20 protein-coding genes are annotated in these 26,848 nt (G+C 57.0%); 7 read left to right on the top strand and 13 right to left on the bottom strand.

Annotated elements, in window-relative coordinates; translation table 11 throughout:
• Positions 1 to 2 precede the first annotated feature (2 nt).
• From BFV65_RS13235 to BFV65_RS13220, 4 genes are read right to left on the bottom strand one after another with little or no spacing between them, the layout of a single operon-like run.
• Entirely contained in the window at positions 3 to 1,328 is a 1,326-nt protein-coding gene (locus tag BFV65_RS13235; protein ID WP_023306541.1) for a lysine N(6)-hydroxylase/L-ornithine N(5)-oxygenase family protein, read from the bottom strand.
• Positions 1,325 to 3,067, bottom strand: a complete 1,743-nt coding sequence (gene iucC, locus BFV65_RS13230; RefSeq protein WP_045623409.1) for an IucA/IucC family protein — start codon at positions 3,065 to 3,067, stop codon at positions 1,325 to 1,327. Before iucC ends, BFV65_RS13235 begins: the two co-directional genes overlap by 4 nt.
• Positions 3,064 to 4,011, bottom strand: coding sequence for a GNAT family N-acetyltransferase (locus BFV65_RS13225; RefSeq protein WP_069596741.1), 948 nt, complete (start codon positions 4,009 to 4,011; stop codon positions 3,064 to 3,066). The genes iucC and BFV65_RS13225 overlap by 4 nt, the downstream gene beginning before the upstream one ends.
• Positions 4,011 to 5,753, bottom strand: coding sequence for an IucA/IucC family protein (locus BFV65_RS13220; RefSeq protein ID WP_069596740.1), 1,743 nt, complete (start codon positions 5,751 to 5,753; stop codon positions 4,011 to 4,013). The genes BFV65_RS13225 and BFV65_RS13220 overlap by 1 nt, the downstream gene beginning before the upstream one ends.
• Before the next feature lie 138 nt (positions 5,754 to 5,891).
• Between BFV65_RS13220 and BFV65_RS13215 the strand changes: the two genes are divergently transcribed.
• Positions 5,892 to 7,100, top strand: coding sequence for an MFS transporter (locus tag BFV65_RS13215; RefSeq protein WP_069596739.1), 1,209 nt, complete (start codon positions 5,892 to 5,894; stop codon positions 7,098 to 7,100).
• Here BFV65_RS13215 and mtfA read toward each other — a convergent pair.
• Entirely contained in the window at positions 7,097 to 7,894 is a 798-nt protein-coding gene (gene mtfA, locus BFV65_RS13210; RefSeq protein ID WP_063146279.1) for a DgsA anti-repressor MtfA, read from the bottom strand. The two genes, BFV65_RS13215 and mtfA, sit on opposite strands and share 4 nt — an antisense overlap.
• A gap of 266 nt (positions 7,895 to 8,160) precedes the next feature.
• Here mtfA and psrA point away from each other — a divergent pair, with 266 nt between their 5' ends.
• Positions 8,161 to 9,063 carry an L-proline-binding transcription factor PsrA gene (gene psrA, locus BFV65_RS13205; RefSeq protein ID WP_023300505.1) on the top strand — a complete coding sequence of 301 codons (903 nt, stop codon included), beginning with the start codon at positions 8,161 to 8,163 and terminating at the stop codon, positions 9,061 to 9,063.
• On the opposite strand, the gene BFV65_RS13200 is transcribed toward psrA, so the two are convergent.
• The 3 genes from BFV65_RS13200 to BFV65_RS13190 all read right to left on the bottom strand — a co-directional run bounded on the left by BFV65_RS13200 (position 9,035) and on the right by BFV65_RS13190 (position 12,687).
• Positions 9,035 to 9,823, bottom strand: a complete 789-nt coding sequence (locus tag BFV65_RS13200; RefSeq protein ID WP_048966300.1) for a substrate-binding domain-containing protein — start codon at positions 9,821 to 9,823, stop codon at positions 9,035 to 9,037. The genes psrA and BFV65_RS13200 overlap by 29 nt on opposite strands.
• Positions 9,824 to 9,829: 6 nt before the next feature.
• Positions 9,830 to 11,131 carry an MFS transporter gene (gene tcuC, locus BFV65_RS13195; RefSeq protein ID WP_023300503.1) on the bottom strand — a complete coding sequence of 434 codons (1,302 nt, stop codon included), beginning with the start codon at positions 11,129 to 11,131 and terminating at the stop codon, positions 9,830 to 9,832.
• 260 nt (positions 11,132 to 11,391) lie between these two features.
• Positions 11,392 to 12,687 carry a serine hydrolase domain-containing protein gene (locus BFV65_RS13190; protein WP_046619328.1) on the bottom strand — a complete coding sequence of 432 codons (1,296 nt, stop codon included), beginning with the start codon at positions 12,685 to 12,687 and terminating at the stop codon, positions 11,392 to 11,394.
• Between the two features lie 95 nt (positions 12,688 to 12,782).
• On the opposite strand from BFV65_RS13190, the gene BFV65_RS13185 reads away from it, so the two are divergent.
• Positions 12,783 to 13,688 carry a LysR family transcriptional regulator gene (locus tag BFV65_RS13185; protein ID WP_069596738.1) on the top strand — a complete coding sequence of 302 codons (906 nt, stop codon included), beginning with the start codon at positions 12,783 to 12,785 and terminating at the stop codon, positions 13,686 to 13,688.
• On the opposite strand, the gene fumA is transcribed toward BFV65_RS13185, so the two are convergent.
• Positions 13,677 to 15,326, bottom strand: a complete 1,650-nt coding sequence (gene fumA / locus BFV65_RS13180) for a class I fumarate hydratase FumA (protein WP_069596737.1) — start codon at positions 15,324 to 15,326, stop codon at positions 13,677 to 13,679. The two genes, BFV65_RS13185 and fumA, sit on opposite strands and share 12 nt — an antisense overlap.
• 52 nt (positions 15,327 to 15,378) lie before the next feature.
• A complete protein-coding gene (locus BFV65_RS13175; protein ID WP_022648571.1) occupies positions 15,379 to 16,887 on the bottom strand; it encodes an anion permease in 1,509 nt (502 codons plus the stop codon).
• Between the two features lie 608 nt (positions 16,888 to 17,495).
• Between BFV65_RS13175 and BFV65_RS13170 the strand changes: the two genes are divergently transcribed.
• Together BFV65_RS13170 and BFV65_RS13165 are read left to right on the top strand one after the other, a co-directional pair.
• A complete protein-coding gene (locus tag BFV65_RS13170; protein ID WP_046619333.1) occupies positions 17,496 to 20,276 on the top strand; it encodes a flavocytochrome c in 2,781 nt (926 codons plus the stop codon).
• Positions 20,277 to 20,334: 58 nt separating this feature from the next.
• Positions 20,335 to 21,297, top strand: a complete 963-nt coding sequence (locus tag BFV65_RS13165; protein WP_069596736.1) for an FAD:protein FMN transferase — start codon at positions 20,335 to 20,337, stop codon at positions 21,295 to 21,297.
• Here the strand turns inward: BFV65_RS13165 and dcuR are convergent.
• Positions 21,278 to 21,997, bottom strand: coding sequence for a two-component system response regulator DcuR (gene dcuR / locus BFV65_RS13160; protein WP_023300497.1), 720 nt, complete (start codon positions 21,995 to 21,997; stop codon positions 21,278 to 21,280). The genes BFV65_RS13165 and dcuR overlap by 20 nt on opposite strands.
• On the bottom strand, positions 21,994 to 23,610 hold the full coding sequence (locus BFV65_RS13155) for a sensor histidine kinase (RefSeq protein ID WP_069596735.1): 1,617 nt from the start codon (positions 23,608 to 23,610) through the stop codon (positions 21,994 to 21,996). Before BFV65_RS13155 ends, dcuR begins: the two co-directional genes overlap by 4 nt.
• A 153-nt stretch (positions 23,611 to 23,763) precedes the next feature.
• Between BFV65_RS13155 and BFV65_RS13150 the strand changes: the two genes are divergently transcribed.
• The gene (locus BFV65_RS13150) at positions 23,764 to 24,627 is read left to right on the top strand and encodes an N-acetylmuramic acid 6-phosphate etherase (RefSeq protein WP_023300495.1); all 864 of its coding nucleotides are present in this window, start codon (positions 23,764 to 23,766) and stop codon (positions 24,625 to 24,627) included.
• A gap of 55 nt (positions 24,628 to 24,682) precedes the next feature.
• On the opposite strand, the gene ompC is transcribed toward BFV65_RS13150, so the two are convergent.
• On the bottom strand, positions 24,683 to 25,849 hold the full coding sequence (gene ompC, locus BFV65_RS13145; RefSeq protein WP_023300494.1) for a porin OmpC: 1,167 nt from the start codon (positions 25,847 to 25,849) through the stop codon (positions 24,683 to 24,685).
• A gap of 284 nt (positions 25,850 to 26,133) precedes the next feature.
• Here ompC and BFV65_RS13140 point away from each other — a divergent pair, with 284 nt between their 5' ends.
• Entirely contained in the window at positions 26,134 to 26,835 is a 702-nt protein-coding gene (locus BFV65_RS13140) for a phosphohydrolase (RefSeq protein ID WP_069596734.1), read from the top strand.
• Positions 26,836 to 26,848 lie beyond the last annotated feature (13 nt).

Below are 26,848 nucleotides of genomic sequence, written 5' to 3'. Positions count from 1 at the left end.
TGTCAGTACTCGGTGGTCTTCATTAATGATTTAAAAACCTGGCTGCTCTCCGGGCTGGTGGTGCTCCGCCAGTGGATCACGCCGGGGGTGGTTGCCAGTTCAAACGGCTCGTCATCGTGAGCGCGATTCAGAATTCGCGCCGCGCGCCAGGCCATCAGGCTGAGCTGGGGTTCGGCAATACCGAGACGGTGCATCCCGGCATTGACGGCAAACAGGCGGTTGCTCTGCGGGCCGTCCCATTCAAGGGTGAAATCGTTGTTGATGCAGAAGGCTTCATCCTCATCCAGACGCAGTCGGGAAGAGAGCGGAGCGAGGAAAGCAGGCTGCACGGCGCGGTAGCCGGTGGCGAAAATCACCACGTCGCTCTCCAGCTGTTCGCGCCCGCCGTCCAGGTGATGCTGGATGCTCAGGCGCTGCCCGTTCTCCTGGCGCGTCAGCGCCGTCACCGAGCGGGACGGCATCAGGTGCGCCCAGGGTTTTTCCCGCAGCACTTCGAAGCGGTGATACATAGCACGATAGATGGCCAGCAGCGACTCCGTGGTGATCCCGTCGGAGGTCATCTTCTGCTCCTGCAACATCTGGCGACGGGCGTCGTCACCGAGGGTGGAGAAGCTGTCCACATACTCCGGCGTGAAATACTCGTTAGCAAACGCGGCTTCATCCAGCGCGTTGTAGTTGTTGCGACGCGAGATCCAGTTGAGGCTCAGCGGCTGGCCCCATTCCCCACGGAAGATATTCAAAAACAGATCCGCACCGCTCTGGCCGCCGCCGACGACGGTGACGCGCTTGCCTGCTAAATCCGGCGTGCGCAGCATCATTTCGCTGGCATGGAAGCAGGTGTCGTCCTGCGCGGTGACGCAGTCTGGCAGATTGATCTGCTTCCCAATCCCCACGCAGACGTGGCGCGCCAGGAAGCGATCCCGCTGGGTCACGACCTCAAATAGACCGTTTTGCTCATCAAAGCTGACCTGCTGCACCTGCTGGCTGAAGGCCAGATTAGTCAGGTTATCCGCCGCCCAGCACAGATAGTCGGCAAACTCCTCGCGCGAGACGGTGCGCTGCTCGGTAGTGAGGAAACGGTAGAACTTTTTGCGCTGTACCAGGTAGTTCAGGAAGCTGTGGCGGTTGGTTGGCTCCACGGCGCTGACCAGATCCTTCAGGAAGCTGGTCTGCATATGGCAGTCCGGTACCATCATTCCCGGGTGCCAGGAGAAGTGCGGCTTGCGTTCAAGAAACAGCGAGCTAAAACCGTCCAGCCCCTCTGCCAGCGCGGCAATACTGAGGTTGAACGGACCGATACCAATGCCGATGAAATCATAGGTTTTCATTGCGCTGACTCCTGGGAGACCAGAAAAAGAGGGTTATCAAGATCGCAGACGTAGTTCGGCAGCATGCGGTTGCCGCCATCGTGTTCAGAGAAGGTCAGTTTGACCGGGTTGAGGATCACGCGAATAATCTGCGGCTTAAACAGGTCGAACTTCGCGAAGCGCGCCGCAAGATCCGGATGGGCGGCCATATAGCGACGTAACACCTGCGCCAGGATCTGATAGAAGCGGGTTTCGCTCACGCCGCATTGCAGGGTGAGACGGGAAATAAAGCGCAGCACCGTGACAAAGTTGCCGGTTTGCAGGTCGTGGATGATGTAATCCGCACTGAGGCGTGCGGTGACGGCTTTTACCTGCTCCGGCAGGCTCTGCGCCTGCGGGAAATCCTCGTCCACCAGGCGCATGTCGCCCTGGAAATCCTTCAGCAGAATGCGCTGTGGGACGTAATCTTTCATCACCAGCGTGACGTTCTGGCCGTGGGCGATGAGCGCCACCCCGTAGCGGCAGAGCAGGTGATAGAAGGGGATCACCGTCGCCTCAAACAGCTTTTCCAGCCATGCGTCTGCGGTTAACCCCGAGCGTTTGATCCATGCGTCAATCAGCGGGCGCCCGTCGTTATCGGTTTCCATCAGCGCGGCCATCAGCACCGCCTGTTCGCCATCCTGTAAATAGCAGGATGGGTTCTCGCGCCAGATCACCCCCAGCATCTCCTGATAGCGGTACGGCGCCTCAGGCAATGCGGCATAACCCGGATGCGACAGATATCCGGCTGCGGGTTCGCCAAGCACCTGCGCCCCGGAGTGAATCAGCGTGGCATCGCTGGCGAACTGCTGCTGTAGCCAGCGCGAGGCCAGCGGACCGGCGGCAATATACTTGCCCGGAATACCGCGGTAGCAGGAAGTGTTGTAGATGGTCAGCGGCAGCTTGATGTCATACGGCGCGCGACGGCTGGCGTTGGTCAGCGTGCGCAGGGACTGCTGCGCCAGATACTCATCGCCGAACTCTCCCAGCTCCACCATCTCACCGCGCGCGAGCTGTGCCAGGAAATGAATGGCAATTTTTTGCTGCCACTGCCACGGATGCAGCGGCACCGGCAGCCAGCTGTCGTCCAGATCCAGTTCCTGCCAGCGGGCGTCGAATCGGTTGCGCTCGGCATCGTCCATGGCGCTGGCGAGCAGGGTGTTGATATCGCAATCGGCGTCACTGCTCCAGACCAGACGATCGCGTTGCACGGCGACCCAGTGCAGACGAAAACGCCCGCGATATTCCGGCGCGTAAAGGCGCAGGGCATCCAGCCCCCAGCCGCGGCGTCCCTTGTTGAAAATAAACTTCGGGTGACCGCGCATAAGGCACTGTAATTCGTCCGGGTCGAGGTGGATCAGCGCATCGGCATCCAGCGTGTCACGCGCCTGCAACAGCTGCATGTCGCCCCGCAGCGTGGCGTAGAGATCTTCCATGTGCTCCGCCGTTTGCGCGTCGCTCATCTCCAGCACGGTGGCCAGTTGCAGCAGCGCGTTTTCCGCTTCGACCGCCGCGCCGCTGGCGGTGGTCAGGGTATCAGGGTCAATATGCAGCCAGCCCCAGATCCCACGCGTGGCGCTAAACTGCCAGGTCGCGTTGCCCATACTGATGCGCCAGTAGTCCGCCGAAACCGGCTCGGCGCGCAGGGTGCGTTCATATTCCAGTTCAGCGAGGATCTTCGCCACCATCTCGCGGTTCACTTTCTGCCAGAGCGCGTTCACAGTTCCACCTCATGGAAGAAGCGGTGACGCTCGCTCATGATGAGACGGGAACGTTTGTGCGGGAAGTCGAACTCTTTCAACGTGTCAAAACCGGCGGATGCCAGATGGCGGAACAGACGCTGGTTGTCGAAGCGCGGTTCCGCCACAATGCGCGCCGTACGCGGTTCATCGAGATACAGATAGTGGCTGAGGCCGCGTAGCCAGCTGCGGATATACTGCGCCCCGCGCCAGTTCTCTTCACCCACCAGCATATGTAGCCCGCGGTCAAACGGCTGCCAGCGATAGTGGCGGCCAATGCGGTCTTCCGCCGCCCAGTAGAGTTCAAAATAGCCGAATGGCTGATCGTCAAAGCAGCCGATCACCGGGTAACAATAGGTCGAGTCGAGCTGACGGCGCAGGTAGTTTTCCTGCTCGGCCTGCGGGCCCGCCATCTCCCAGAAGGCGTTCACGCGTGGGGTGTTCATCCAGCGGGTAAAACGCTCGCCGTCCAGCGCCACGTCCGCTACGCGGAAGCTCAGGGTGCGCTTAATCTGCGGATCGTAACGGCGATACACTTCGCCCTGCGGACGATGAGGGCGCAGCGGGAAGTACAGCTGACGGCTTTCATCAAACTGCATTCCGCCGCTCGCCTGCGGACGTTCGCCTTTCAGCCACAGCGGCAGCTGCCAGAATATTTCGCGCGCCAGATAATCCCCGTTTGCGAGGCTAAACAGCGCCTGCGCCTGAGGTTCATCCTGCCAGGCGGCCCACGGCAGGGTAATGCCGGTCAGGGCGGGTGCGGCAACAAACAGCTGGTCGAGGGCGTCCACCAGCCAGCCGTCCGGGAGCCCGGCCAGACGCGCAAGGACCGCGCTGCCGTCAAGACCCAGCGTCAGCGGCAGGTTTTGTTCCGTGGCCGTACAGCGAAAGCCGTAGCCGGAATGGACGATGTTCGCGTTTGCCATCACGCCTTCTCCTTATAAAACGGGTTGCTAAAGTCGAAATAGATCACCGCCGGATCGACGATGGTGTTTTCGTTGCGATCGTGCAGGTAGCAGAAGAAGTTGCCTTTGCAGTTCCAGGTCGGGCTGTCGAGCACATAATCAAGGCAGCGGGTCTGCTTCGCCGTCATGCGCAGTTTGGCCAGTGCGTCACGCACGCGGGGCATCAGGTTCTCTTCGCTGTCGAAGCCGGCAGCGGCGAGCGCGGCGGTGACGGCAAGGGTAGAGTTCAGCAGCAGGTAATAAGGGAAGTAGCGCAGCAGCTGGCTCTCACCGAAGCGGTTTTCCACCTCGGTTTCGCCTGCCTCTTTCAGCCACGCGTCGGCCCCTTCGGTCCAGGCGCTGCCCTGACAATCGCGGTAGATCAGCCCAACGGGGAAATCCTGCTGCATCTCAACGAGGATATTTTGCTGGTGCGCCAGCAGGACCAGACCGTAGTCCGCCTCGGCGCTGAACAGCGGAAGCAATACGCGGTCGCAGTAGGCGTCCAGCCAGCAGCGCGCGGCCTGGGCGAGCGGGAGATCCAGACGCTGGCTCAGACGGCGCACCGCTGCCGCCAGCAGGCTGTCGCCGCCGTCCGGTGCCGCCTGGGTCAGGCTCACCAGCACGTTGGTTTGGGTATCTGGCGTATCAAACAGCAGGTTGACGCGCAGGGCCATCAGGCTCTCTTCCTGAATGACGCCGCTTTCATCGCGCAGCCCGGCCCAGCCGTCTTCCTGCATCACGCGCATGGTCGGGTAGCGCGCCTGGAGTTCCTGCCAGCGTGCCGTTTTCGCCAGCCGCGCCAGGCGCATGCCGCGCTTAACTTCTTTGACCGACAGCGTGCGCACGGAGTTGGTCAGCCGCACGCTGAGGGAAAACTTAATCATGTCGCTATTGGTTTCGCTGTACAGCGAGCGGGAAGAGCTGGTAGGCAGCCACTGTGCGCCCGCCTCGCCAAGATCCCGCAGGGCGCCTTTTTCAACCAGACGCTGGCACCACGGCTGCTCCAGCAAATAGGCAGCCTGCCACGGATGCATCGGCAGCAGCCAGCGGGTGTCGGTGAAGTGGCCGAGAAGATCCGGCGCACTCTGGGCCGCGAAGCGCAGCAGACGTTCACGCAGGGAGACGTTCAGACTGTCCCCGGCAATCAGTTCATGCTCAACCGCAAACCAGCGCAGCGGGAAGCGCGAGGCGAAATCCGGCAGATAGCGGCGCGCCTCGGCCTCGTTAAACGGCTCGTGCGATTTTGGGGCAGGATGAAAAGCATGGCCGACCAGCAGCGCCTGTTCCGCTTCGGCAAAGGTCAGCGGCTTATCGCGCAGGTTTGCCCAGTTGTGGCGTAAATCAATGGCCTGCCAGGTGTGCGTATGGCTCTCCAGGACGCGCTGCTTAAAGCGGGCCAGCGTATCGGCGTCCAGAGCGCCTTTTACTGTCTCTTTTTCAAGAATGAAATCAATCAGTTGATGGAATGTGACCGTGTCACCGCCGTCGCTGTCAGCCTGAATCAGCGTGGCCGGGAAACAATACTGGTGATGCTGCGTGGGGGAGAAATAGCGTACCGGAACCCGGATGGCCTGGGTTGGGGAGAGCGGGATATGTATCTGCGATAACTCATCCGCACGGGTTGCGGGAAGATAGTGCCAGTCCTTCGTTTCGCGCAGCAGCGCGTTCAAAAAACACTGGGCCGCAACATCTGTACCGGCGGAGCGGGGCAGAGCACGCATAGATGTACCTCATTCCATGACTGATAATAATTCTCGTTATGATATTCATTCTGTTTACAGCCGCAACTATTTTTGCAATATTTGTTTTCATAAACTTCATAATTTCCACACATTTATTGACATTATCTTCACAATTCTATGCGCACCTGTACTGAGAACATCACTGACAATATGGCCCCGAAGGCAAACTGGCCCCTTGCACTGGGCGCCGGTTTATTGGGTATCGGACAAAACGGTTTGCTGGTCATGCTGCCGCAGCTGGTCTCCCTGACCGGACTGTCGCTCTCCGTCTGGGCCGGGCTGCTGATGTTCGGCTCGATGCTCTTTTTACCCGCATCGCCCTGGTGGGGACGCCAGAGCGAGCGGCACGGCTGTAAGGTCGTGATGCTGGCCTCGTTAGGCGGCTATCTGGCGAGCTTCGTCCTGATGGCGCTGGTGGTCTGGGCGATGGCCAACGGCGCGCTGAATGCCCTCTGGGGAATGGCGGGCCTGGTTCTGTCGCGCATGCTGTACGGCCTGACGGTATCGGGGCTGGTGCCTGCGGCCCAGACGTGGGCCATTCAACGCGCGGGGCTGGATAAAAGAATGGCGGCGCTGGCAACGATAAGCTCTGGCCTTAGCTGCGGGCGTCTGCTGGGACCGCCTCTGGCCGCGCTGATGCTCAGCGTCAGCCCGGTCGCACCGCTCTGGCTGATGGCGCTGGCACCGTTTATCGCGCTGCTTCTGGTGCTGCGCGAAGCCGCCGATCCCCCGCTGCCGCCGGTGGCGCACCAGTCGACGCGGTTACAGGCCTCTATGATGCCTTTCCTGCTGCTGGCGCTGCTGCTGGCGGCGTTGGTCAGCCTGATGCAGCTTGGTTTATCGCCGCATCTTCATCCGTTATTTAATGGCGATGCCGTGCAAATCAGCCATCATGTCGCCCTGCTGCTGAGCCTGGCCGCGCTGGCGACCATGGCGGCGCAGTTTCTGGTGGTACGCCCGCAGCATTTTAGCCCGAGGGTTTTACTCTTAATTGCCGCGGTCTTGATGGTGGCGGGGCTTGGGCTGATGTGTCTCGCCAGTTTAGCCCTGTTCTACGTGGGCATTGTCATCACCTCGCTGGGTGCCGCCATGGCCACGCCGGGATACCAGCTTTTGCTCAACGATCGGCTGACGACGGGCAAAGGGGCAGGGGTGATCGCCACCAGCCATACGCTGGGGTACGGGGCCAGTGCGCTGCTGGTACCCGTGGTGACGCGCTTTTACGGTGAGCAGTTTTTGATTACTGCCGCATGGGGAATGGCGCTGCTGTTTCTCGCGGTGAGCGTGTGGGTACGATCGACCGATCGTACCCCTGCTGAACATTAGTGGAACGGATGAGAGGAGGTGCTGGCTGCGTCCTCACTTTGCCGCAGACGCTGGAGCGGATCCTGCTGGTAAAAATGACAGAAACGCTGCCACAGCGCCGGGAAGCGTGGGGCAAAAAGCTCAGGTGCGCTAAAGAAATACTCGGACAGCACCGCAAAGCACTCGGCGGGATCGGTCGCGGCATAGGCATCAATGCTGGCCGCGCTTTCACCCACCAGGTCTATCTCATCCTGAATGTTTTCCATCGCCGCGTGCAGGTCGTGCTCCCATCCCGCGACTTCACGCAGCGGGATCAGCGGCACGCCGCTGGCGCGATCGCCGTTGCGGGTATCCAGCTTATGCGCTACTTCGTGAATGATCAGGTTGAAGCCCGAGGCATCGAACGAGTCCTGAATATCCAGCCAGTTGAGGATGATCGGCCCTTGCTGCCAGCTCTGCCCGGACTGCACCATACGCTGGTTGTGCACCAGCCCGATGTCATCCTCCCACTCATCATCGACGATAAACGGCGCCGGGTAGATCAGCACTTCATGGAAGCCATCCAGCCATTCGATACCCAGCTCCAGTACCGGTAAGCAGAAGAGCAGGGCGATGCGCGAATTTTTAAGCGGATCCAGTTCGAAGCCCTGTAGCGGCACCAGCCGTTTTTGCTGTAAAAAACGCTCGGCCAGCTGAATCAGCTTTGATTGCTCTTCAGGCAAGAGATTCGCCAGCACGGGGATCGCCAGAGCCTCATCCCAGGGCAGCGCCATATTTCGACCAGCTTCGTTCGTTTTCCAGGGCCACTTAATCATCGCTTTGCTCGTTACTCGCACGTGAACAAAATGGAAAGGTCAGGGGCTGTTAGCATGCCAACATACTCTGTTAAGCAGTATGACACTCCTCTTCGGCGGCATGCAGACTGGCAGCCTGTTTAAGAGGAATCCAGCCCGCATAAACTATCACTATGTGCCGTCAGGTTGATAGCGCTTTAGGGGTATCCCCTTCATTTTGTGAAGTATGTCGTACGCGGCTATGATAAATCTCTTCTTACCCTACCGTGCTTAAGGATCCCGTCAGTATGCCCGTCAATTTTGACCTCAACGATCTCTACGCCTTCCGCGCTTTACTGGAATACGGCAATTTCCGTCTTGCGGCAGAATCTATTTGCCTTTCCCAGTCGGCGTTGAGTCGAAGAATTGAAAAGCTGGAGGCGGCACTGGGGACAAAACTGTTCGACAGAACCACCCGGCGCGTCACGCTGACCCTGTATGGACAGACCTTTGCCGACCGGTGCGGGCAACTGCTTGTCGACGTGGAGTCCATGCTTTCGGATATCGATAAGGCCAGCGAGGAGCGCACGGGATTAATCACCGTGGCGACAGTGCCGTCAGCCGCCTGTTACTTTATGCCGGATGTGATCCGCCGCTTTCAGTCTCGTTACCCCCGCGTGCGCATTAAACTTATCGACAGCAGCGCCGGAAATGTTATCGAGGCCGTCACCCGCGGACAGGCGGATTTTGGTATCTGCTTTGCCCGGAGTTTACAGCCCGACATCGAGTTTGTCCCGCTGGTGGAGGACGTCTACGTGGCCGCCTGCCGACGAGACAGCCCGCTTGCAAAAAGAAAAAGCCTGACGTGGCAGGCTTTTTATCAGCAGGATTATATCGGTCTGGATAAGACCTCCGGCAACCGCAATCTTCTCGACCAGCGGGTCGGACATATTCGGCCTGAGCGCCCCAGCATCTGCGAAACGCGGCACGTGACGACTATGCTCGGGATGGTTGAAGCCGGGATCGGCATTGCGGCCGTTCCCGCCATGTCAATGCCCCGCGCAGAGCATTCGCTGCTGACGTCGGTGCCTTTAACCGAGCCAGAGGTCAGGCGAACCGTGGGGTTGATTCGCCGCCGCGGGCGGATCCAGTCCTACATTGCTGCCGAACTCGAAACGCTGATCACCGAGCAGTATCGCGAGGTGCACTGACGGGCGTTAAGCCCGTTGCCGTAATGACGCTGGCCGCCTGTGGCGAGGAGAGAAAGGCCAGCAGCGCTTTTCCCTGCTCAGGATGGTCGGCCTTCTGCGTTACGGCTCCGGCGAAACGGGTAATGTACTGTATGTCGTCAGGCAACTTACCCACAAACGTCACGCCCGGGACCGGCAGAAGCTCGCTCACCTGCTGAAAGCCGAGATCGTATTTCCCTTTTGCCACTTCAGACGCCACCGGGATGCGCTCAACCCGGTGCGCTTTATTTTGGACCTGGCCGTCGATGCCCAGCTTACGGAACAACTGGCTCTCAACATACCGGCCGCTGGCGCTGTCGGAATAAGCCATGGAATGCGCCTTCAGCAGCGTTTGCCGCAGGGCGGGTACCGTACTGATATCCGGCACCGGCGCGCCCGCTTTGACGACCATCCCGACGGGCGAATCCGCCAGCTCCACGCGGGAGCCCGCCGCCGTCCTGCGATCCTGTTCCAGTTTCGCCAGCGCATCTCCAACCATAATCACCACGTCCGCTTTTTCGCCCCGGGCGAGCCGAGCCGGAATGGCCTGCGGTGTTTTGCCCATCGACGGGCCGGAGACCACAATGAGCCTGTCGCCGCTTTGCGCTTCGTACTGCGGCGTCAGCTTCTCCAGCGCCGCTTTGAAGCCGCCAGAAATCATCACCGTCACCTCCTGCGCAAGCGCGCCCGCGCTGAGGGTGGTGAAGGTCAGGGCGGCAATCACCGTTCTGAATGTAAGCATGAGGGATCACTCCTTAACGGCAGTTTGCAGAATTAACGTGCGACGACGATAGAGATAAAGCGTTGCCAGCAGGGCGCAAACGGCGGCAAAGCTCATCCAGTAGCCCGGGGAGGCTTTATCGCCGGTGTACTCAATTAAGGCGGTAGAAATCACCGGCGTGAAACCGCCAAAGACCGCCGTTGCCAGGCTATAAGCCAGCGAGAAGCCCGCCACGCGCACCTCTGCTGGCATGATCTCCGTCAGGGCCGGGATCATCGCGCCGTTATACAGGCCGTAGAGGAAAGAGAGCCACAGCAGCACGGTCAGCATCATGGAGAAACTCGGGGCTGCCGCCAGCATCGTCAGTGCCGGATAGCTGGTCGCCAGCGCCAGCAGCGTCATGGCGATCAGCACCGGTTTGCGTCCGAAGCGGTCCGACAGTGCACCGCCAATCGGTAGCCAGATGAAGTTAGAAATGGCTACCAGCAGCGTGACCAAAAGACTGTCCGAGGCGCTGAGCATCAGGACTTTTTTACCGAAGGTCGGCGCGTAAACGGTGATCAGGTAAAACGCGGTGGTGGTCATCGCTACCATCAGCATGCCCGCGATGACTACTGGCCAGTTGGCGAGCAGCGTTGTGAAGACCTGACGCATCGCCAGATGGTGGCGACGGGCGCTGAATTCCTCGGTCTCTTCGAGCTTGCGGCGCAGGAAAAAGATGAACGGCACAATCAGACAGCCAAACAGGAACGGAATACGCCACCCCCATTCGCGAATGGCACTCTCTTCCAGCACCATATTCAGCGCAAAGCCCATCGCCGCCGCGATCATAATGGCGACCTGCTGGCTACCCGACTGCCAGCTGGTGTAGAAACCCTTGCGGCCCGGCGTGGCGATCTCCGCCAGATAAACCGAAACCCCGCCCAGCTCGGCGCCTGCCGAAAAGCCCTGCAACAGGCGGCCAGTCAGCACCAGTAGCGGCGCCCAAAGGCCAATGCTCTGATAAGAAGGGATCAGCACAATCAGAAAGGTTCCGGCGGCCATAATCGACAGGGTGACGATCAGCCCTTTACGGCGGCCCACTTTATCAATGTAAGCCCCCAGCACAATGGCCCCGATCGGACGCATCAGAAAGCCCGCGCCAAAGACGGCGAAGGTCATCATCAGTGACGCAAATTCACTGCTTGCCGGGAAGAACGTGTGGGCGATGTAGGTGGCATAAAAGCCGAACAGAAAGAAGTCGAATTGCTCAAGAAAGTTGCCCGACGTGACGCGGAAAATCGCGCCCGCTTTCGAACGAACCGTTGCAGGTGAGGTTGAGGAAACCATAATTATCTCCAGTTTTATAGTGACGTTATGCTCGTCTGTTTCTGAAAACTGGATCAGGAAGTGGAAATTGATAAGCGCAAATCGCACATGGACTGATGCGTGTGGTGCATTAATGACAAAGCGTTGACCAGTATTTACATATTCAACAATAACTTAACATTTCGGTGATCTTTTATTTACCACATTTCGCTAAGTTGCTGATATATCAGTTTTGTGACACCGCGCAGGAGAGAAGCCAGGCGGGGCCTGGCTTGGGATTATCAGCGCAGCGCGTTGGCAATCGCGCTAAACATCAGCGACGCTTCCAGCGGCTGGGCGCTGAATGACGGCTCTGCCTGCGGCCAGGTGGACCACTGGACGATAACCAGTTTTTCTTTCTGATTAACCACGATCATCTGACCAAAAATACCCAGCGCCCACAGGGAATCCTTCAGCGAATTTTCGACTTTCGGCTCCACGTTTGTGGCGGTGGCCGGCACTTCGTTGTTCCACCACTGGTAGCCGTACAACCCCTTCGGATGCGCCTCGGACACCGATCCTTTGGCCTGTGTCCAGGCTGAGGACTGCTTCACCCATCCCTCGGGGAGGATCTGCTTTCCGTCCGGCAGTGTACCGTTATGCAGGATGAACTCTCCGAAACGCCCCCAGTCTTCCAGCGTGGCGTTAAATCCATGCGCACCCACGTCGTGCTGGCCTTTGCTGTAGGCATGCCACACGCCGTCGCTCGCCATGCCGTACGGCTGCCAGATGCTTTTCTCCAGATACGCCGCGAGCGTCATGCCGGTGGCGCGCTCAAGCACATCGCCTAACAGCCAGGCGCCACCCGAGGAATAGGACCAGTTTTCACCCGCCGGGTGTTCACGGTGTAATCCTTTCACCAGGGTGCGCACGCAGTCGTAGGTGCCCGGTTTCGCTTCGCATTCGGTAAGCCGGGCGAAGTCTGACTGCGGGTTAGTGTAATCTTCGTTCCACGCCACGCCCGAGGTGTGGGTGATGAGCTGTTTTAGCGTTACGCCCTCCCAGGCGGTGCCTTTTAAATCCGGTTCGTACTGGGTGATGAGGTCGTCCAGTGAGTGGATTTTACCCTCTTTTATCGCAACGCCCACCAGCGCGGAAACCACAGATTTGCCCACGGAACGCGACGTCCAGAGCGTTGAGTTGGTATTGCCTTCTCCCAGGTATTTATAGGCCACTTTGCCATTTTTCAGCACCAGCATGCCGCTGACGTTCTGGCGTTTCAGGTAATCCTGAAGATTGTAAATCTTACCCTTCACCTGATAGCGGGCATCGGTGAGCGGTTTTTCTGCGGGCAGCAGCGGCGTTGCGTTGCCGTGGCGGAACACATCGCCCGCGTAGTTGCGGTAGTCATTGCGAAAGCCCACCACGCGATCGGCCTGGCTCCAGGTGAGCATGGTATGTGCATCCGGGAGTCTGGCATCGAAAGGCGCCGGACAGGTCGTGAGGTCGGTACCGTTGCAGGCCGCCATGACGGCGGGCGAGAGCAGGCTGCTGACAACCAGCGCCGCGAGCAGTGTGCGGTTTGTTTTGATTTTCATATTTATCTCGTTTGGCTCAGGAAGGACTTCAGTTTAAGAACCTGCGGCCTATAATAAAAAACGCGTTATGGGGGAAAATCCCCCGGAAAAATCGCGTGGAGAATGACGTGGCATCCCTGATCTATTCCTTTGCCCAACTTGAGGCGTTCACCGCCGTCGCTGAGCACGGCAGCCTGATGAAGGCGGCCGGTAAACTCGGCAAAGATCGTACAACCCTGCGGGATCTGATCGATTTTCTTGAGGATGGGCTGGGCTACGCTCTGTTCCTGCGGGAGGGGCGCAGCCTGCGCCTGACGCCGGAGGGGGAGCAGCTTCAGCGGCAGGCGCACCTGCTGATGCGGCAGGTCAAAGCATTTGAGGCGTTTGCCCGATCGGTGCCGGACAGCGCCACGCAGGACATTGCCCTCGTTTACGATCCGTTCACCCCCAGAGCTTTTTTACAGGCGCTGATTGCCACACTGGCGGCGAAAAAGATCCGCCTGAGCCTGACCAGCGCATCGCGCGATGAGGCGGAAGCCATGCTGGCGAACGGTCAGGCCGATCTGGGGATCTGCCAGGCGCGCAACCGCAGCGTGGGCAATGAGATGGAGTGGCGGTCGCTGGGGGCGATCGAAATGGATTTTTACGCCGCAACGACGCTTTTTGCGGAGGTTGCGTCGCCGGTGTCGCTGCTCGATCTCTCTCTGGTTCCGCAGGTGATTATGCATGCCGCGTCAGACGAGCCGGTTGCCCGTCGCCTGCAAATTTCAGGGCACACGCTTTTCACTAACGAACTGGAGATGCTGCGCGGCCTGCTGGAGAAAGGGTGCGGCTGGGGATTTTTGCCGACGCATCTTCAGGCGGCGCGATGGCAAAACGTAAAAAGGCTGCACACCGAAGTGGGCAGCCAGGGGATCGGTCAAACGATGGTGACGATCTGGAAACCGGGCAGCGACAAGCGCGGGTTAATTAATGAAACGCTGTCGCTGCTGCCGTCATTGTGGAAAGACTCAGCGCTGTGAACAGCCTTTGCACTGCTTGTTCTGGATCTGCTGGAAGAAATCGTTGCCTTTGTCATCCACCAGGATAAACGCCGGGAAGTTCTCCACTTCAATTTTCCAGATCGCTTCCATTCCCAGTTCCGGATACGCCACGCACTCCAGACTCTTGATGCTGTTTTGCGCCAGCACCGCCGCCGGGCCGCCAATGCTGCCGAGGTAGAAGCCGCCGTGCTTGTGGCAAGCGTCCGTCACCTGCTGGCTGCGGTTGCCTTTGGCCAGCATGATCATGCTCGCACCGTGGGATTGCAATAAGTCTACATAGGAGTCCATACGCCCGGCTGTGGTTGGACCTAAGGAGCCAGACGCGTAGCCTTCCGGCGTTTTGGCCGGGCCTGCATAGTAAATCGGGTGATCTTTGACGTACTGCGGCAGGGCTTCGCCGTTATCGAGCAGTTCTTTCAGCTTCGCATGGGCGATGTCGCGCGCCACAATAATGGTGCCATTCAGCGACAGGCGGGTGGAGACCGGGTGCGCGGAAAGCTGCGCCAGAATATCGGGCATCGGCTTGTTCAGATCAATGCTTACCACGTCGCCTTCTCCCTGCTGGCGCAGGGATTCAGGAATATACTGGCCCGGATTGTGCTCCAGCTTCTCAATCCAGATCCCGTTGCGGTTGATTTTCGCTTTGATATTACGGTCAGCGGAGCAGGAGACGCCCATGCCGATTGGACAGGAGGCACCGTGGCGCGGCAGACGGATCACGCGAATATCGTGCGCGAAGTATTTCCCGCCAAACTGCGCGCCAAGGCCGAGGTTTTGCGCTTCCTGAAGCAGTTCCTGCTCGAGCTGGACGTCGCGGAACGCCTGGCCGTGCGCATTGCCTTCGGTTGGCAGGCCATCATAGTAGCGCGCAGAGGCGAGCTTGACGGTTTTCAGCGTGGCTTCCGCTGAGGTGCCGCCGATAACGAAGGCGATATGGTAAGGCGGGCAGGCCGCGGTGCCGAGGGTCCGCATCTTCTCAACCAGATAATTTTTCAGCTTCGCCGGGGTGATCAGCGCTTTGGTTTCCTGATACAGATAGGTTTTGTTGGCGGAACCGCCGCCTTTCGCCATGCAGAGGAATTTGTACTCGTCACCATTCACGCTGTAGAGGTCGATCTGCGCGGGCAGGTTGGTGCCAGTATTCACCTCTTTATACATATCCAGCGCCGCATTCTGCGAGTAGCGCAGGTTGTCTTCAATATAGGTGTTATACACGCCCTGGCTCAGCGCGGCTTCGTCACCGCCGCCGGTCCAGACGCGCTGGCCTTTCTTACCCATAATGATTGCCGTGCCGGTATCCTGACAGGTGGGCAGCACGCCTTTCGCCGCAATCTCGGAGTTGCGCAGGAATTGCAGGGCAACGTACTTATCGTTCTCGCTGGCTTCCGGGTCGCTCAGAATAGCCGCAACCTGCTTCTGGTGAGAGGTGCGCAGCATAAACGCTGCGTCGTGGAAGGCCTGCTGGGCCAGCAGGGTCAACGCCTCTGGCTCGACTTTCAGCACTTCCTGACCGTCGAACTCGGCAACGGAAACGTGCTCTTTGGTCAGCAGATAATATTCGGTGTCGTCATGCGCGAGTGGGAAGGGGTTCTGGTAGATAAAGGGTTTGTTTGACATAGCTTGCTCCACAAAAATTTAACCGCCGGAGGAAATGTCCGGCGGTCAGAAATCAGAACATCATGGACATCCACGGGTAACCAATCAGCAGCAGAGCTGCCAGGAAGATGGCGCCGAAGATAGTGCCGAGGCGCCAGTAGTCTTTGGTTGGCAGGTAGCCGCTACCGTAGTAAATCGGGCTTGGGCCAGTACCGTACGGGGTGATGATCCCCATCACGCCCAGCGAGGTCACCATCAGCAGGACGAACACTTCCATGTTCATGCCCGGAATGGTGGAGGCGATGGTCAGCATCGCAGGCAGCAGCGCCGTGGTGTGCGCGGTGGTGCTGGCGAACAGGTAGTGCAGCAGGTAGAACGCCAGCAGCAGGACGATGGTGGCGACACCCGGCGAGATACCGCTCATTAGCAGGCCGCCTTCTTTACCCAGCCAGCTGATAAAGCCGGTGGAGGAGAGACCATCCGCCAGTGCCACCAGGGTGGCGAACCAGACGAAGGTATTCCACGCGGCTTTGTTGCCGGTGATGTCGTTCCACTCCAGCACGCCGGTCCACAGCATCAGGCCAACGATCAGCAGGGCAGCCATGGCCGGTTCAATCCACGCCGCGGCGAAGATCCACATCAGCAGCGCGCAGCACACGAATACCAGCAGCAGGATCTCATTGCGCGACAGTTTGCCCAGTTTTTCCAGTTCGCGGGTCGCCCACAGTGGTACTTCATTGTTTACCTTCACTTCTGGCGGGTAGAACCAGTAGGCCAGCAGCGGCATGGTCAGGATCAGCAGGATACCCAGCGGCAGGAAGGCGAGGAACCAGGTCCCCCAGGAGATATCAATTCCAACGGTGCTTTTCACCAGCGCCAGTGCCAGCAGGTTAGGTGCCAGAGCGGAAAGGAACATCGAGCTGGTGATACAAGCCGCGGTGATTGCCACCCACATCAGATAGGAACCGATTTTGCGCGCGCTTGGGTCGTTGGGTTTTGAACCGTACAACGGCGGCAGGTTAGCGATAATCGGGTAGATGGTCCCACCGCTGCGCGCGGTATTGGACGGGGTGAACGGGGCCAGCAGCAGGTCCGCGAAGGTAATGGCGTAACCGAGCGTCAGGCTGCGACGGCCCAGGTACTTCACCAGAATCAGCGCCAGACGGCGGCCGAAGCGGGTTTTGTCGTAGCCTGCGGCAAACATAAAGGCACCGAAGATCAGCCAGACGGTGGAGTTACCAAACCCGCTCACCGCCCATTTAAAGGAGGCGCCCGCCAGCTTGAATTTCGGGTCAGCCAGCTGTTCGGGGCTAAAGAGCACCCACTGGCTGCACAGCGCAATCGCCACCACGCCGGTGAGGCCGATTACGGCGCCCGGCAGAGGTTCGAAAATCAACCCGACGATGACGCCAACAAAGATGGCGAAGTAGTGCCACGCATAAGGCGGCAGACCTTCCGGAACGGGGACAAACAACAGCAGGACGGCGACAATGACGGGCAGGGCCATCATCAGCAGGCGTTTTGCTGTTCCATTTGATGCCAGATTCGCCGCAGGAGGCGTTACAGCAGTTTTTGTTTTCATAGTTTCACGTCTTAAGTTGTCAAAAATTCGTCGTACAGCGAAAACACAAATTCGATTGCTTTATTCGTTTTGCTTTTTTTAGTTATTTAAGGTGCGTTTTTGTGTTTTCAGTAATAGCGATTTAACGCATTATTGTTTGCGCTAAATAAAAAATGATGATGTTTTTATATTGCGCCTTTGGATGCCATTACTATTGATCGCGATCAAAAAAACAGAATTGAGGACGTAATTTTATACTTTTTATAATAACCACTCTGAGTAGTGTGGTTATTCGCTATTTTTAAGCATTTTATTTATCAATTTTATAACATTATTAGTTTGGGTTGTATTTTACCTTTTGATTTTAAAGTGTTTTTGGTGTGTATGGTGTATTGGCTTTACCATTGTTGATTTAACTTTTTTTAAATTAATGTGAACGTATAAAACATTCGCGCTAACACCAATGTGTTATTAATGTTATCGCAGGGATTAAATAGTTTATTAACTAACGTAATGGCTTTAGAAACTAAAAAAAGCTTTATATTAATGTCATGACATCGGCAAAAACACGAAATAAAAAATCCATACCGATAACGAATTCTTAATTTTTAAAGTTTGGAGTTTCTATTATGAGCACTAACGAACGTATTTTAAGCCCCTTCACATTACCGAATGGTACTGAACTGAAAAACCGTTTGTTAATGGCCCCGATGACAACCTGTACGGGGTATTACGATGGCACCGTGACCAGCGAGCTGGTGGAGTACTACCGTGCCCGCGCTGGTAGCATCGGCACCATTATCGTTGAATGCTGTTTTGTTGACGATCTCGGCCTTGCGTTCCCGGGCGCAATTGGTATTGATAACGACGAAAAAATCGCCGGACTGGCAAAAATCGCTGACGCCATTAAGTCCAAAGGTTCCAAAGCCCTTCTGCAAATTTACCACGGCGGCCGTATGGTCGACCCAAAACTGATCGGCGGCCGCACGCCGGTTGGCCCAAGCGCGGTTGCCGCGCCGCGTGACGGTGCCGCGACGCCGGTTGCTCTGACTTCAGAAGAAGTGGAAGGCATGATCGGCAAGTTCGGCGAAGCCGTACGCCGCGCAATTCAGGCCGGCTTCGATGGCGTCGAAATCCACGGGGCGAATACCTATCTGATCCAGCAGTTCTACTCCCCGAACTCTAATCAGCGCGACGACGAGTGGGGTGGCAGCCGCGATAACCGCGCGAAATTCCCGCTGGCGGTGCTGGACATTACCCACAAGATGGTGCGCCAGTATGCGGACGACGCGTTCATCGTTGGCTACCGCTTCTCACCGGAAGAGCTGGAAGTCCCCGGCATTCGCTTCGAAGACACCCTGTATCTGCTGGAAAAACTGGCCGCTCGTGGGGTGGATTATCTGCACTTCTCCCTTGGCGCCGCCCTGCGTCCTTCTATCGTCGATACTCAGGACCCGACGCCACTTATCGAAAAATACTGCGCCATGCGCTCTGACACGCTGGCGCAGGTACCGGTGATGGGCGTTGGCGGCGTGGTGAATGCCACGGATGTGAATGAAGCGCTGGATCACGGTTACGACCTGATTGCCGTTGGCCGCGCCACCATCGCCTATCCGGACTGGACCGATCGCATCGCGGCGGGCGAAAGCCTGGAGCTGTTTATGGACAGTACCCGACGCGAAGAACTGAGCATCCCGGAACCGCTGTGGCGCTTCTCGCTGGTGGAAGCGATGATCCGCGACATGAGCATGGGCGAATCTAAATTCAAACCGGGCACCTTTATTGAAAAAGTGCAGGACGATGCTAACGAACTGGTGATTAACGTCAGCCTCGAAACCGACCGCATCGCCGATATCGAATTGGCCTCCGGCCCGAGTGAAGACGTCGAGTTTGTCACCAGCTTCGAAGAGATCCGTACCCGAATTCTGGATGCCAATACCCCGCACGTGGATGCTATCACCGGCGCAACCAGCCAGAGCGAGGCGGTGAAAAAAGCGGTCTCGAAGGCGATGCTGAAATCCAGCAAAGCGCTGGCGGCAGAAGAGGGCGCTGACCCGAATGAGACTAAAAGCGTGGACGTGGTGGTGGTCGGCAGCGGCGGTGCCGGTCTGGCGGCGGCGATTCAGGCGCACGACGAAGGCGCGAGCGTGCTGATCGTTGAGAAAATGCCGACTATTGGCGGGAACACCATTAAAGCCTCTGCCGGTATGAACGCGGCTGAGACCCGCTTCCAGCGCGTGAAGGGCATTCAGGACAGCAAAGAGCTGTTCTACCAGGAAAGCCTGAAAGGCGGTGGCAATAAGAACAACCCTGAACTGCTGCGTCGCTTTGTCGAGAACGCGCCGGAGGCCATCGAATGGCTGGCAACGCGCGGCATTATGCTCAACGACATCACCACCACCGGCGGGATGAGCATCGACCGTACGCACCGTCCGAAAGATGGTTCCGCGGTGGGCGGATATCTGATTAGCGGCCTGGTGCGCAATGTCAACAAACGCAACATCGAGGTGATGCTGGATACCTCCGTGAGCGACATCATCTTCGAAAACGGCGAAGTGACCGGCGTGCGTCTGACCACCGAAGAGAACGAAACCCTCACCGTGGCAACTAAAAGCGTAATTGTCGCGACGGGCGGCTTCAGCGCCAACAGCCAGATGGTGGTGAAATACCGTCCGGACCTGGAAGGGTTCGTGACGACTAACCACAAAGGCGCAACCGGCGGCGGTATCGCGCTGCTGGAGCGTATTGGCGCAGGCACCGTCGATATGGGCGAAATCCAGATCCACCCAACCGTTGAGCAGAAAACGTCGTACCTGATTTCCGAATCCATCCGCGGCGGCGGGGCGATTCTGGTAAACCAGCAGGGCAACCGCTTCTATAACGAAATGTCGACCCGCGACAAAGTCTCGGCGCAAATCATCGCGCTGCCGGAGAAATACGCTTACATCGTCTTTGACGAGCATGTTCGCGCCAAAAACAAAGCCGCGGATGAGTACATCGCGAAAGGGTTTGTCACCAGCGCCAGCTCGCCAAAAGCCCTGGCGGAAGCGCTGGGGATGGATCACCACCAGTTCCTGGCAACGCTGGAACGCTACAACGGCTTTGTGGAAAAACAGCATGACGATGATTTTGGCCGCACCACCGCGCTGCGTGCGCCTATCAACGAAGGGCCGTTCTATGCCATTCAGATTGCGCCGGGCGTGCACCACACCATGGGCGGTGTGACCATCAATACAGAAACCTGCGTGCTGGACAGCAACCACAACGTGTTGCCGGGAGCCTTTGCTGCGGGTGAGGTTGTCGGGGGTATCCACGGCGGTAACCGCATCGGTGGTAATGCGGTGGCAGATATCATTATTTTTGGTACGCTTGCCGGACATCAGGCGGCTATGCGTTCGAAAACACGGTAAGGCTCCTGTTTCCCCGGCGGCGCGGTGCTTGCCGGGGCTACATCTGAGGACTTATGTAATGCCTGATAGCCATCGCGTTTACAGCTACAACGCCGTTCTGATGGGCTCGCCCATCCTCCTGAAACTCTTCTCCCATGACGAAGCCCTCGCGTCCCGCGTGTTTCGCCTGATCAAACAGTACGAAGATCTCCTCACCGTCAACCGTGCGGATTCGCAGGTGATGGATGTCAACCATGCTGCCGGTCAGCATCCGGTTGTCGTCAGTCGCCCGGTGTTTGACCTGATCCGCTGCGCGAAAGCGGCCAGCCTGCCTACAGACAGTGCGTTCAACCTGGCGATAGGTCCGCTGGTCAAACGCTGGAAAATTGGCTTTAAGGGGGACGCTGTACCGCCCGCGGACGAGATCGCCGCCTTGCTGAGTATCACGGATCCTGCGAACGTTGTACTGGATGACGCCAACAGCAGCGTGTTTCTTACACGCCAGGGAATGGAGATCGATCTGGGGGCTATCGCCAAAGGTTATATCGCCGACAGGGTGCGGGATTACCTGCATAAAGAGGGCACCGAACTCGGGTTGATCAACCTTGGCGGCAACGTCCAGACGTTAGGCTCGCCGGAGGACGGCTGGCACGTCGGCCTGAAAAAACCGTTCGCCGGTGATGCGCTGATTGGCGCCATAACGGTAGAAAACCGGTCGGTTGTGACGTCAGGCACCTATGAGCGCTACTTCGAGCAGAACGGCAAACGTTATCATCACATACTTGACCCGCGTACCGGCTACCCGCTGGATAACGAACTGGACAGCGTGACGATTATTTCGCAAGACTCCCTCGACGGCGATATCTGGACCACGCTGATCTACGGCATGGGCGTGGAGCAGGGCTGCGCCGCGCTGCGTTCGCGCCCCGATATTGAAGCCATTTTTGTCACCAAAACAAAAGAAGTGGTGATCTCCTCGATGCACCACTTCCGTTTTACCCTTCTGGACGACAGCTACCGAATTACTGGCAGTACTGTTTGAGCAGGCCGACCTGTTCCGGCTGCAAACGGTAGCGATATACCGGTCGACCGGTGGCACCGTAGTGAATGCTGGTGAACAGGATATTGATTTGCGCCAGCCAGATCAGGTATTTGCGGCAGGAGACGCGGGAAATGTTGACCGCATTCGCCAGATCGTCGGTGGAAAATTCTATCTCCGGATGGCTGTCGATCCACTGGCAAATGGTGCGCAGCGTCTGCGGCGTTAAGCCTTTCGGTAATTTTTTGCTGTCGGCGAGCTCCGGCGCGCCGCCGTGGATCAGCCTGTCGACGTCGGCCTGTTCATAATACTGATGCGAGCCCATCAGACTGCGCTTTGCCTTCCAGCCGTTCAGCGCCTCTTCAAAACGCGGGAACTGGAACGGTTTAATCAGGTAATCCACCACGCCATAGTGCATCGACGTCTGGATCGTTGCGGCGTCGGAGGCTGACGAAATCATGATAACGTCAATCGGGCGGCCCGATGCGCGGATGATGGGCAATAGATCCAGCCCGTTATCCTGCTGCATATAGACATCCAGCAGCACCAGATCGATCGGCTGGCCTGGGTTTGCGATCAATGCTTCGGCCTGGTTGAGCGTGGAAGCGACGCCGCAGCAGTTAAAACCCTCAACGCGGTTAACATACAGACGGTTGAGGTCGGCTACCATGGCGTCATCATCGACAATTAATACATTTATCACGCGATATTCCTCTCGCTATCCCAGGGGATCTGAACAAAAAATTGGGTAAATACGCCAGGCTCCGACTCGACGGTAATATCTCCGCCCAGGTTCTGGATCTGCTGACGTGCAAGGAACAGCCCAACGCCACGGTTTTCACCTTTTGTTGAGTAGCCCTTTGTAAAAATAGCCTCCAGCCGCTCGGGATCAATGCCGGGACCGTCATCGCTGACCTCACCGCTCAGCCAGCCGTTCTGATAATGCAGCAGCAGGCCGATCTCGCCTTCCGGCTGACCTTCCATCGCATCCAGGGCATTTTCGATTAAATTGCCCAGCACGGTGATCAGAACCGCAACCTGCTCTTCATTGCTGGTGTCAGGAAGCTGACTCTCTTCCGCCAGCGTCAGGGTCACTCCCGCCTCTTTGGCGCGGTTGATTTTACCCAGCAGGAAACCCGCAATGACCGGCGATTTAACCTTGCGCTGTATCGCGCCGATATCCGTCTGATAATTCTGTGCGGTCTGGATGATGTACTCTTCCAGCTTATCGTAGCGCTTCATGTGCAGCAGGCCGAGGATCACGTGCAGCTTGTTCATAAACTCATGCGTATGTGAGCGCAGGGCATCAACATAGTTGACCATACCATCGATACGCTGCATTAACTGGCTGATTTCGGTCTTATCGCGGAAGGTGCTGATTGCCCCGATGACCTGATTCTGGCTTTTCACGGGGACCATGTTGCACAGCAGTAGCCGTCCGTTACAGCCGATCTCTTGATCCTGACGAGCAATGCCGGTTTTCGCCACTTCCCGCAGGCTGACCAGCAATGGTTCGCCGCTGCTCTCGGAGTGCTCACCCGAGCTCAGGAGCAAAATTTCTCTGGCGGTGTGGTTAATCATCGTCACGCGCCCGTGCATATCAACAGCCATCACGCCTTCGCGCAGGGACTGCAACATGGCCTGGCGCTGCTCAAAGAGGGCAGAGATCTCGTAAGGCTCCAGCCCGAAGAGAATACGTTTCAGAACCCGGACCAGACACCATATCGCCACTGAGCTCATCAGAACGCTGAATAAGATGGTCCACACGGCATTGAGCCGACCGCGGGCAATCTGATCTTCAACTTTATTCAGCGAAATACCCACCACGACCACGCCGATCTGGTCGTGCCGATCGTCATAAACGGGCGTAAAGACGCGCAGTGCTTCCGCGAGCGCGCCGCGGTTCACGGAGACATTCTCTTTCCCTTCGAGGGTGGGCGTCAGATCGTCGCCAATAAAATGCAAACCTAACAGCGCTTCGTTTGGATGGGAATAGCGGATCCCACGCAGGTCGGTAACCACCGTAAATAGCAGGTCGTTGCGCTTCGTCACCGCCTGGGCAATCGGCTGGATGATGCCAGCCTGCGGCGATTCCATCAGGCCACGCTTGATCTCCGGGCTGTCGGCCAGCGTTCGGGCGATACCCAGCGCAGTATCTTTCACGTCATCGCGCGTGGCACGGGTGATCTGCACAGAGTACAGCGCGAAGACCACCAGCAGCACAGAACCGATAATGGCGCACACCATCAGCGTAACCAGCGTATTCAGCTTCATAGGGCGCTTGCGCGTCGGGGGGAAGGGCTGCAAATCGCTCATTAACACTCCGCGATGAAAAAGAAAGGGCTAATTATCGCTGATGACGGGCATTTCATAAAGCCATGTAAAGAGAGGCGTTTCGTGAGCCTTCTCTCATGTGACCTGTATAAAACACTTTATAGTGTGGGGGTACTCATAATAAGGAGGCAGTTTATGAGCATTATGCTTACCGGTACGGCCAGGGAAAGACGGCACGCCAGCACGATGAACATCGACAGATTATCTACGCTGGATATGCTTAATGTCATACACCAGGATGACGCACAAATCTCTTCTGCACTTACCCCTCACTTAAGTATGCTGGCTCGCGTGGTGGATAACGCGGCGGCGACGCTTAGTCACGGCGGACGTCTGGTGCTGATCGGCGCAGGCGCGTCCGGAGGTGTGGCGAAGCAGGCGGCAGAAGCGTTCGCGCCGGGAAAACATCCGGTCATTGCGATGACAGCAGGCGATAACGCCGGAAGCTACGCGCGCGGTGTTGCCGACCTTCAGACGATAAAATTCGGCGAGCATGACATGATGCTGGCGCTGTCCGTCAGCGGCAAAACGCCATGGGTTTGGGGCGCGATGCGTCATGCGTGGTCTCTGGGCTCAACGGTCGCGCTCATTACGGAGGATGCGCAAAGTGAAGCGGCGCAGCTGGCGAGCATGGTTATTGCCCCCGATCTGGGCGCGGATGTGGTTGCCGGGTATACCAACGCCAAAGCGGGCATTGCGCAAAGCATGATAATGCATATGGTCACCACCGGTCTGGCGATACGGACAGGACGGGTGTACAGCAACCTGCGTGTTGATCTGGAGGCAAGCAATACCAGATGGGCCGAGCGACAAATTGCCATTGTAATGGAAGCGGGGGGATGCTCCCGGGCGCAGGCGAAGGCGGCGCTGGAAAGCTGTAACCATCAGTGTAAAACGGCGGTGCTAATGGTGCTGACGGGTATGGATGCCTGGAAAGCGCATGAATTACTGGCACAGAATAACGGGTTTGTTCGCCTGGCCTTGCAGGAAGCGCCGTAATATTTCAGCGTCAAATAAAAAAAGCCCGCGTTGCGGGCTTTGCTATTTATGGGGATCAGAACTGGTAGATCATACCGATGCCAACGATGTCATCGGTTGCAATACCGTTGTCACTGTAGAAGGCATCATCTTCGTCCAGCAGGTTGATTTTATAATCAACGTAGGTGGAGAAGTTCTTGTTGAAGCTGTAGGTCATGCCCACGTCGATGTAGTTAACCAGATCCTGGTCTACATAGTCATAACCATTGCCTGGATGATAATCGTTACCACCCAAATCGATGCCTTTTGAATAGACCCACGCCAGGGATGGACGCAGACCGAAGTCAAACTGGTACTGCGCTACGGCTTCAAAGTTCTGAGTTTTGTTGGCGATGCCATCGTTGCCGTACGGAGTCATGTTGCGGGTTTCCGCATACATCATTGCCAGGTAGACATCATTCGCATCGTATTTTGCACCGATTGTCCACGCTTCCGCACGTTCACCGCCGGCATATTTGCTGAAGCGATTATAGGTACCTGCGCCGTAAGCAACCTGGTCGTTGGTACGGTCAGACGATGAATAAGCGGCACCCAGCGACAGACCGAAATCGAAGTCATAGGTAGTTGACATACCAAAGCCGTCGCCGTTCTGGAAACGAACATCATCATGGCCATTTTTGGTGCCTTCCTGATTTTCGTTTGCGTTAGCACCTTCATTAGCACCCTGATATTGCAGTGCAAAGTTCAGGCCGTTAACCAGACCGAAGAAGTCATTATTACGATAGGTCGCCACACCGTTAGTACGGCCAACCATATAGTTGTCGGTCCAGGTATAGGAGTCGCCACCAAATACTGGCAGCATATCGGTCCAGGCTTCAACGTCATACACGACGCCGTAATTACGGCCATAATCGAATGAGCCATATTCGCCGTATTTCAGGCCAGCAAAGGCCAGACGGTTAAAAGAGGTGTCGCCTGCGCCTTCGGTATCGTTAGCGTAGGTTTTATATTCCCACTGGCCGTAACCAATAAGATCGTTATTAATTTGTGTTTCGCCTTTGAAACCAATCTGGACATAGGTTTCATCGCCGTCGTCGCCTGGGTTGTCGGAGAAGGTATGACGTGCATCAACTTTACCGTACAGGTCAACTTTGTTGCCGTCTTTGTTATACATTTCCGCCGCATTTGCTGCGCCAGCCATTAATAACGCGGGTACGAGAATTGCCAGAACTTTTCTTTTCATTATATATTCCCTTTAAATATAAATTGTCTGAATATATGTAATTACCCTCCGTAACTACATGGCTGATACTATTCTATGGATTATTATTTAGGTTCAAAAATAAATGTAATTAAACTGGTAAAAATATTACAAAATATTTCTTTTTATCTCTTTATTATTCGCGTGAATTAATTCATTGAAAATATAGCGGGTAATTATTATTAAGTATTTCGAAATTCTATTTATTAAGGATTTTGATTCGGGTGTATTATAATTCACTCTCTTTTGAGCAACAGGATGGAATGATGGAACTTGCGCAGTGGCAGCACCGTTTTGAGCGCTGGCTCGACGAAAATCATTTTACTGATGATGCGGCGCACGATATCGCCCATTTTCGCCGCGTCTGGATGACGGCGCAGGCCATTATGGCTGACGGGGATTGCGATCCGCTGGTTGTGCTGACCGCATGCTACTTCCATGACATTGTCAGCCTGCCGAAAAATCACCCGCAGCGTAGTCACTCCTCGCGGCTGGCAGCGCGAGAAACGCGCCAGATCCTGAGCCGCGATTTTCCTGATTTTCCGCCCGATCGGTATGCGGCCGTTGAGCATGCCATTGAAGCACACAGCTTCAGTGCCGGTATCGCGCCGCAAAGCCCGGAGGCCAAAACGGTCCAGGATGCCGACCGGCTGGAGGCGTTAGGCGCCATCGGCCTTGCGCGCGTCTTTGCCGTGTCCGGTGCGCTGGGCACCGCGTTGTTTAATGCCGACGACCCGTTTGCCGGGGCGCGTGCGCTGGATGATAAAGCTTTCGCGCTCGATCACTTTCAGACCAAACTCCTGCGCCTGCCGGACACCATGCAAACCGCACGGGGACGCGAACTTGCGCGTCACAATGCCGATTTCCTGATCCAGTTTATGGCGAAGCTGAGTGCCGAATTACAGGGCGATTATCTCGGAACCGACAGCCAGATATTGACCCATTTCCGTCGCAGTGTGCGATCCTGAACTGTGGTACTCT

Source organism: Enterobacter hormaechei subsp. hoffmannii, from assembly GCF_001729745.1.
Lineage (GTDB): Bacteria > Pseudomonadota > Gammaproteobacteria > Enterobacterales > Enterobacteriaceae > Enterobacter > Enterobacter intestinihominis.
Note: the sequence above shows the minus strand (reverse complement) of the source record. Positions and strands in the feature narration are given on the sequence as shown.

Bases quoted from the DNA above. Each gene is read 5' to 3' on its own strand.
- BFV65_RS13235 (WP_023306541.1), bottom strand. From the start codon at position 1,328: ATGAAAACCTATGATTTCATCGGCATTGGTATCGGTCCGTTCAACCTC.
- BFV65_RS13225 (WP_069596741.1), bottom strand. From the start codon at position 4,011: ATGGCAAACGCGAACATCGTCCATTCCGGCTACGGCTTTCGCTGTACG.
- BFV65_RS13220 (WP_069596740.1), bottom strand. From the start codon at position 5,753: ATGCGTGCTCTGCCCCGCTCCGCCGGTACAGATGTTGCGGCCCAGTGT.
- BFV65_RS13215 (WP_069596739.1), top strand. From the start codon at position 5,892: ATGCGCACCTGTACTGAGAACATCACTGACAATATGGCCCCGAAGGCA.
- mtfA (WP_063146279.1), bottom strand. From the start codon at position 7,894: ATGATTAAGTGGCCCTGGAAAACGAACGAAGCTGGTCGAAATATGGCG.
- psrA (WP_023300505.1), top strand. From the start codon at position 8,161: ATGCCCGTCAATTTTGACCTCAACGATCTCTACGCCTTCCGCGCTTTA.
- BFV65_RS13200 (WP_048966300.1), bottom strand. From the start codon at position 9,823: ATGCTTACATTCAGAACGGTGATTGCCGCCCTGACCTTCACCACCCTC.
- tcuC (WP_023300503.1), bottom strand. From the start codon at position 11,131: ATGGTTTCCTCAACCTCACCTGCAACGGTTCGTTCGAAAGCGGGCGCG.
- BFV65_RS13190 (WP_046619328.1), bottom strand. From the start codon at position 12,687: ATGAAAATCAAAACAAACCGCACACTGCTCGCGGCGCTGGTTGTCAGC.
- fumA (WP_069596737.1), bottom strand. From the start codon at position 15,326: ATGTCAAACAAACCCTTTATCTACCAGAACCCCTTCCCACTCGCGCAT.
- BFV65_RS13175 (WP_022648571.1), bottom strand. From the start codon at position 16,887: ATGAAAACAAAAACTGCTGTAACGCCTCCTGCGGCGAATCTGGCATCA.
- BFV65_RS13170 (WP_046619333.1), top strand. From the start codon at position 17,496: ATGAGCACTAACGAACGTATTTTAAGCCCCTTCACATTACCGAATGGT.
- BFV65_RS13165 (WP_069596736.1), top strand. From the start codon at position 20,335: ATGCCTGATAGCCATCGCGTTTACAGCTACAACGCCGTTCTGATGGGC.
- BFV65_RS13155 (WP_069596735.1), bottom strand. From the start codon at position 23,610: ATGAGCGATTTGCAGCCCTTCCCCCCGACGCGCAAGCGCCCTATGAAG.
- BFV65_RS13150 (WP_023300495.1), top strand. From the start codon at position 23,764: ATGAGCATTATGCTTACCGGTACGGCCAGGGAAAGACGGCACGCCAGC.
- ompC (WP_023300494.1), bottom strand. From the start codon at position 25,849: ATGAAAAGAAAAGTTCTGGCAATTCTCGTACCCGCGTTATTAATGGCT.
- BFV65_RS13140 (WP_069596734.1), top strand. From the start codon at position 26,134: ATGGAACTTGCGCAGTGGCAGCACCGTTTTGAGCGCTGGCTCGACGAA.